General features: G+C 64.8%; 4 protein-coding genes. 1 reads left to right on the top strand and 3 read right to left on the bottom strand.

Annotated features, from left to right (window positions below; all coding sequences use genetic code 11):
* A partial coding sequence (locus G7A99_RS03685; protein ID WP_163138909.1) for a nucleotidyltransferase domain-containing protein occupies positions 1-372 on the bottom strand: 372 nt, incomplete at its 3' end.
* A gap of 1,011 nt (positions 373-1,383) precedes the next feature.
* Between G7A99_RS03685 and G7A99_RS03680 the strand changes: the two genes are divergently transcribed.
* Complete coding sequence (locus G7A99_RS03680; RefSeq protein WP_163138908.1) at positions 1,384-1,554, top strand: hypothetical protein; 171 nt, start codon at positions 1,384-1,386, stop codon at positions 1,552-1,554.
* Between the two features lie 415 nt (positions 1,555-1,969).
* Here G7A99_RS03680 and G7A99_RS03675 read toward each other — a convergent pair whose 3' ends face one another.
* Positions 1,970-2,683: an NrdJb gene (locus G7A99_RS03675; RefSeq protein WP_026321073.1), complete on the bottom strand. Its 714-nt coding sequence runs from the start codon at positions 2,681-2,683 to the stop codon at positions 1,970-1,972.
* A gap of 106 nt (positions 2,684-2,789) precedes the next feature.
* The coding region (locus G7A99_RS03670; RefSeq protein WP_163138907.1) for an LAGLIDADG family homing endonuclease at positions 2,790-5,322 on the bottom strand (2,533 nt) is incomplete at its 5' end.

Below are 5,322 nucleotides of genomic sequence, written 5' to 3'. Positions count from 1 at the left end.
GTCACCCAATGTGTCGATACCTTCTTCTTCCGCTTCCCTGTCCGGTATCCACTTCGTCCCAACATACTTGGCATGGGTTGCATCAACCGGGCTCCACTCCCACGCGCCCAAGGAGCCCGACTTCGATTCACCCCACGGCCGCTCAAATGTGCCGTCGGGCCGCACTACGAGAAGGTCAATGTAGTCCAGGTGCAATGACGGCGCCGCTGCAACCTCCTCAAGTGCTCCAAGCTCGCCAAAAGCAAGAAAGTCCCAGTCGGACTCATCCCGAGCATTCCCGTTCGCCCGAGAGCCGATAATCCATAACTCCCGTACGCTAGGAGCAAGGAATGTGACCTTCTTCAGGTAGTCCTTAACTTCGGCTGTGAGCATGGATCATTCCTAACGATGAAGCTCAGCCGCGCCGCGTTCGCGGCGTCGGATGAAGCGCATTGTTGGGCGCGCTGTTGGCGATGCATAGCAATTAGCGCTTTGCCCTGAGTAGCTCTCGGAACTCGGCGGTGCTTTGGACGACTCGGTGGCCGTGCAGTATTTCGATCCAAGGCTCCACCTCTTTCCCTGACTCACGACTCTCTAGTCCAGCGAAGTGAGAAAGCCATCGCGCAGGGTCTGCCACACCTACGTCTCTCGTGTCCTCTTCCATAGCTGTTAACGCATTAATAATGCTCTCAAGCCGACACCCCTCCATGCCGGTCACTATCTGTCCGGCACGCCATATCTGTGTCCCCCGGCGATGAGGGTTCGGATTGGTGATCTGGACTGTGGAATGAGCCCGCTTCATTTATGCAACCTCTATCGTCTTCGCGCCTGCCGCCCAACGCATAACTAACCGGCGCGAGGTACGAGCGTCCGGTTGAGCGACATGTTGGAAGGGATCAATCATCTCGGATTATCGCCCTCACTGCCGATTCGGTAACCTGAATGCGATCTCCCCTTGACCACCCCTCGTACTCCGCTCGTGGATTCGGGCCGATGGCGACAACCTCACCCGCAAGCTGATCTCCCTCTACGGAGTGAACTTGAATGTAGAAATCAACCTCCTCTGTCACGCCGACGGTGACCGTATCACCTGCTCGGGGTGGCCCCATATCCGGCGGCTCCTTATCTACATACATGCGACCAAACCGAGGTGGGAGTGGATTTTCGAGAGTCTTATACATGTGCTTTGTCCTTCCAACAGTGATTAGGTAGCGCGCACGGATATTCAATAAACGTGCGCGCACGATATTGCAGGCTGCGGGCTTGCATTTTCCACTGTAACCCACTGATTTTATAGACCATCCGCCTCCGCGCCGCCAGGCCTGCCGCAATATCGTGCGCGCAGTTTGAGTCCGCGTCATTGATACTGTATATATATACAGTATTCAACATGGAGGTGATGTCATGGACTCGACACGCAAGCGCCGGCTGATAGATCAGGTCCGCCGGACGTTGCGGGTGTTCCTCGAATACCTGGCGGTGGAGCGCAAGGTGGCCGCGGCGACTGCGTCGGTGATAGCGGATTCGGGAGACACCCTCTCCCCCAGCCCCTCTCCCGTGAAGGGAGAGGGGTGAACGGTGGGTCGCGCCTTGCTGGGGCGGGCGGGTCGTTCGGCTGCCGGGTGAGTGCGTGCGGATTTCGGGGACGCCCGCTCCCCTGGCCTCTCTCCCTTGCAGGGAGAGGGGTGAACGGCGGATCGCGCTCTGGTGGGGCGGACGGGCTGATCGGCTGCCGGGCGGGTGCGTGCGGATTTCGGAGAGACCCTCTCCCCCGGCCCCTCTCCCTGAAGGGAGCGGTGAGCGGCTGCTCGGCAGTCTGTCCACCGGGGACTGGCGTCCCCGGGCTAGTTGTGCGCGCTGCCGTCCGTGGCTGATGTCCATTCCCTCATCCCCTCACCCCCTGGTGTGCCGGCGCACGCCCGGTTAGCTCAAGGCTGCCCCGGCCGGCATGGTGCTATCCAGTCGGCCGGGGCGATCCCGCGCGGGATCGTCACCCGCACTTGGAGTCACCGCAGTTGAGGCAGGTCAGGCAGCCGTCCATGACGACCATGGCCTTGGTGTGGCACTTGCCGCAGAGCTGGGCGCCCTCGGGGTAGGCGTCGGTGCTGTCGTCGCAGTCGGCGGCGGTCGGCTCCGGGGCGGCCTTGGCCTCGGCCTCGGCGCGCTTCTGCTCGATGAACGCCTTCTGGTGCTCGTCGAGGCCGTCCTGCTCCATCATGCCGATCTTCTTGAGGTGCTGGTCGATGACGTCGCCGATCTCGGCCACCAGCGAGGGCATGAACCGGCCGCCGCGCTTGAAGTAGCCGCCGCGGGGGTCGAACACGCTCTTGAGCTCCTCGACGAGGAAGGTGCAGTCGCCGCCCTTGCGGAACACGGCGGAGACGATGCGCGTGAGCGCGACGATCCACTGGAAGTGGTCCATGTTCTTGGAGTTGATGAAGATCTCGAACGGCCGCCGGATCTCGTGCTCCGTGCCCTGGTTGAGCACCACGTCGTTGATGGTGACGTAGAGTGCGTGCTCGGACAGCGGGGTCTTGATCTTGTAGGTCGACCCCTCGAGCATTTCCGGCCGCTCGATACGCTCGTGCATGTGCTGGATCGACGACTCCGCCGGCGCTTCGGACTGCTGCCCCTGAGTCTGGTTCGCCGCCTCGGGTTTCACCACCTCGTAGTCAACGATCTTGCTGCCGATGTGGATCGCCATGGTCTCTTCCCCGTCGGGCGCGTCCGCGCCGATGTTGTCCTGTCGTGCTGCCATCGTACTCGCTCGCTCGGTTGGCCCGCACCCGAGGGTGCGGACCGTGTGTGCGTCAGAAACGGCCGTAGTAGCCTTCCTTGAGGGCGTCGTAGAGGTTCGCCGCGGTATGGATCTCGCCGTCGTACTCCACCTCGTCACCGCCCTTGGCCTCGACGACGCTGCCGTCATCCAGAACGAAACGGTAGGTGGTGTTGGCGAGGTCGCTGTCCTTGACGAGCACGCCCTGGAACGCCTCCGGGTTGAAGCGGAAGGTGGTGCAGCCCTTCAGCCCCTGCTCGTAGGCGTAGCGGTAGATGTCCTTGAAGTCCTGGTACGGGTAGTCCGTGGGGACATTGGCCGTCTTGGAGATCGAGGAGTCGATCCAGCGCTGCGCGGCGGCCTGGATGTCGACGTGCTGCTTGGGCGTGACGTCGTCCGCGGTGATGAAGTAGTCCGGGAGATTGCGCGTCTCCGGATCGGTGCTCGGCAGCGCCTCCGGGTCGACGAAGTAGCGGTACGCGAGCAGCTCGAAGCTGTAGACGCCCACGCTCTCCTTGGACTTTTTGCCCTCGCGGATGACGTTGCGCGTGTAGTGATGCGCGAAGCTCGGCTCGATGCCGTTGGCGGCGTTATTCGCCAGCGACAGCGAGATCGTGCCCGTGGGCGCGATGGAGCTGTGGTGGGTGAAACGCGCGCCGCGCTCGGCGAGCTCGTCGACGAGCTCCGGCTCGGCCTCGGCCACGCGCTGCATGTAGCGGCTGTAGCGCGCCCACAGGACCTTGCCGGCGATGGTGTCGCCCGGGGCGTAGCCGTCCTTCTCCATCTCCGGGCGCTTGGCGAGCATTTCCCTGGTGACGGTGAACTCCTCGTCCATGAGCGGCGCCGCACCCTTCTCGTCCGCCAGCGACAGGCCGGTGCGCCAGCCCTCCAGCGCCATCTCCTTGGCGGCGCGCTCGGTGAACTCCAGCGAGGCCTCGTCGCCGTAGCGCATGCGCAGCATGGTCAGCGTCGAGCCCAGGCCGAGGAAGCCCATGCCGTGGCGGCGCTTGCGCATGATCTCCTCCTGCTGCCTGGGCAGCGGGAGGCCGTTGATCTCCACCACGTTGTCGAGCAGCCGCGTGAAGATGCTCACCACCCGGCGATACTCCTCCCAGTCGAAGTGAGCCTTCTCGGTGAAGGGCTCGCGCACGAACTTGGTGAGGTTGATCGAGCCAAGCAGGCAGGCGCCGTAGGGCGGCAGCGGCTGCTCGCCGCAGTTGTGGGCGTGCAGGCCGTTGGCATCGAAGGTGTTAATCCCCGGCACCTGGACGTCATAGACGTCCTCCACGCCGTCGTCCTCGACACCCGCGACGCGGGCAACGAAGCGCTCCCGGTTCAGCCGCCGCGAGTAACTGTCGAGCAGCGCGTCGAGGCGGCTCATCTTGTCGCTGTCAGAAAAACCGATCCGCTCGCGGAACCGGGCGATGCCCTCGCCGGCGAGGACCAGCTCATGCTGCGGCCGGATGGCGTAGTCCGCGTGGCCGCCACGGCCGTCGGGCATGCGCGCCGCGTTGGCACGGCGGCGGTCGCGGTAGATCGTCGCCGTAATGCCCAGGCGCAGGAGCATCCGCTGAACGGCCTCGAGGCGCGAGAGATCGGACTGGGCGAGCCGCACGCTCACACCCTTCGCCTGGGTGCCCTGCACGGAACCATCCGCGTCGAACAGGCCGCGCAGGAAACCGCGATAGCCATCGCTCGATGCCTGCTCGAGCGCCGGGGTGATCGCCTTGTCCCCGGGAGACATGCCGAGCGACTCCGCGAGCTGCTTGAGTGCACCAAGCGCAAGGCGATACTCGCCACGGCCGGCGACCTGCTGCCAGCCCGCGAAGTCCGCGCGGTGCGGGAGCGTCCCGGCGGCGCGCATGCCGGCGTCCATCACGGCACGGGCGCCGGCGCTCAGCCCGCCCTCATCGCCGTTGCCGACGGCGGCCGACTCCCACACGGAAAGCACGGCCTTGTCCGCCTTGAGCGTGCCGTCGCCCACGAGCAGGCCAAGGAGGTAACCCTCGTCCTCGTTGACGGCACCGCCCCACTCGGCATTGTCGCGGTGATCATTGAGCAGCACCCGGTCGCCGGCACGGAGCTCGCCGGCGGCGCACCATTCCGTCTCGGTGGTGTAGCGGGTGAAGCGGCTCACGCGGCGCACGCGGTGGTCCTCGGTGAGCCGAAGGCTGTAGCCCTCTGCGGTCTGCAGCCGCACGACCGGTTTGGTGGCCGTGCGGAAGAAGCCCTCCTCGCCGGAGGCATGTGCCTGTCCGTCGACCCGGGCGACGAACGAGCGGCCGATGAGATCGCGCACCTGGCGCGGCCCCTCATCGGTCTGCACCCAGGTATCCGCCGTCACGCACGGGTTGGTGGCGCGGATCTCCTCGCAGAACCAGTTGTTGTTCATCTCGTTGACGCGGTCGATGAGGATGAACCCGGGCTCGGCGTAGTCGTAGGTGGAGGTCATGATCATGTCCCAGATGCGCTGGGCCTTGATCCGCTTGTAGATCCGGCAGGCGACGAGGCCGTCCTCGCGGGTGATGTAGCCCTCGCGCCGCGGCCACTCGCGCCAGACCACCTGC

Source organism: Arhodomonas sp. KWT, from assembly GCF_010993615.1.
This window is presented reverse-complemented; position numbering and strand designations above follow the sequence as displayed.